Origin of the sequence: Pantoea sp. UBA5923, assembly GCF_002431095.1 — a bacterium.
Taxonomy (GTDB): Bacteria; Pseudomonadota; Gammaproteobacteria; order Enterobacterales; family Enterobacteriaceae; genus Pantoea; species Pantoea piersonii.
Window position 1 is genome coordinate 3,747 of the sequence record NZ_DJDN01000001.1, and the last position, 1,563, is coordinate 5,309.

Annotated in this window: 2 protein-coding genes; both read left to right on the forward strand. The window is 60.4% G+C overall.

Annotated elements, in window-relative coordinates; genetic code table 11:
- On the forward strand, nt 1–989 hold a 989-nt coding region (locus tag B3797_RS00025; protein WP_311790019.1), incomplete at its 5' end, for an ACT domain-containing protein.
- A 75-nt stretch (nt 990–1,064) separates the two neighbouring features.
- A partial coding sequence (locus B3797_RS00030) for a 2,3,4,5-tetrahydropyridine-2,6-dicarboxylate N-succinyltransferase (protein WP_311790020.1) occupies nt 1,065–1,563 on the forward strand: 499 nt, incomplete at its 3' end.

A 1,563-nucleotide genomic window follows, 5' to 3' on the forward strand; every position in this document is an offset into this window, starting at 1 on the left:
CCGCGCAGCGCCGCGATATCCAGGATCCTACCGTCATCCAGCAGTTCGCCGAGGTGATGCAGAACGAAAACCGGCTGCGCTATCTGGTCTGCCTTACCGTGGCCGATATCTGCGCCACCAATGAAACCCTGTGGAACAGCTGGAAGCAGAGCCTGCTGCGCGAACTCTTTTTCGCGACCGAGAAGCAATTGCGGCGCGGCATGGAGAACAGCCCGGATCTGCGCGAGCGCGTGCGCCACCACCGTCTTCAGGCGCTGGCGCTGCTGCGGATGGACAATATTGACGAGGAGCGGCTGCACCATATCTGGAATCGCTGTCGCGCCGACTATTTCCTGCGCCACACGCCTAACCAACTCGCGTGGCACGCGCGTCATTTAATGGAGCACGACCTTCGCCAGCCGCTGGTGCTGGTCAGCCCGCAGGCGACGCGCGGCGGCACCGAAATCTTTATCTGGAGCCCCGACCGCCCTTACCTTTTTGCCACCGTGGCGGGCGAGCTGGATCGGCGCAATCTCAGCGTGCACGACGCGCAGATTTTTACCAGCCGCGACGGTATGGCGATGGACACCTTTATCGTGCTTGAGCCGGACGGCAGCCCGCTGGCGCCCGATCGCCACCTGATGATCCGTCAGGCGCTGGAGCAGGCGATTGCGCAGACCAGCTGGCATCCGCCGCGCACGCGCCGCGCGTCAGCGAAGCTTCGCCACTTCAGCGTTGATACCGAAGTCAACTTTTTGCCGACCCATACCGATCGCCGCAGCTATCTGGAACTGGTGGCGCTCGATCAGCCCGGCCTGCTGGCGCGCGTGGGCGAAGTCTTCGCCGATATGGGCGTCTCGCTGCACGGCGCGCGCATCAGCACCATTGGCGAGCGCGTCGAGGATTTATTTATTCTGGCCAACAGCGAGCGGCGCGCGCTTGACGCAGAAATGCGCAAAGCATTGCAACAACGGTTGACAGAAGCCCTTAATCCAAACGATAAAGTGTGACCGCAATCGATTTACTTACTTATTCTTTGTGTCGGGAAGTGGCCCGACATGCACCAGACAGATCAGGAAAAAATTATGCAACAGTTACAGAGCGTTATTGAAGCGGCCTTCGAGCGCCGCGCCGAGATTACCCCGGCGAGCGTAGACACCGTAACCCGTGAAGCCATCAACGAGGTCATCTCTCAGCTGGACAGCGGCGCGCTGCGCGTAGCGGAAAAAATCGAGGGTCAGTGGGTAACGCATCAGTGGCTGAAGAAGGCAGTTCTGCTGTCGTTCCGCATTAACGACAACCAGGTTATGGAAGGCGCGGAAACCCGCTTTTATGACAAAGTGCCGATGAAATTTGCCGGCTGGGACGAAGCGCGCTTTAAAGCGGCTGGCTTCCGCGTCGTGCCGCCTGCGGCGGTGCGCCAGGGCGCCTATATCGCACGCAATACCGTTCTGATGCCCTCTTACGTCAATATCGGTGCTTACGTCGACGAAGGCAGCATGGTCGATACCTGGGCGACCGTGGGTTCCTGCGCGCAGATCGGTAAAAACGTTCACCTCTCCGGCGGCGTCGGCATCGGTGGCG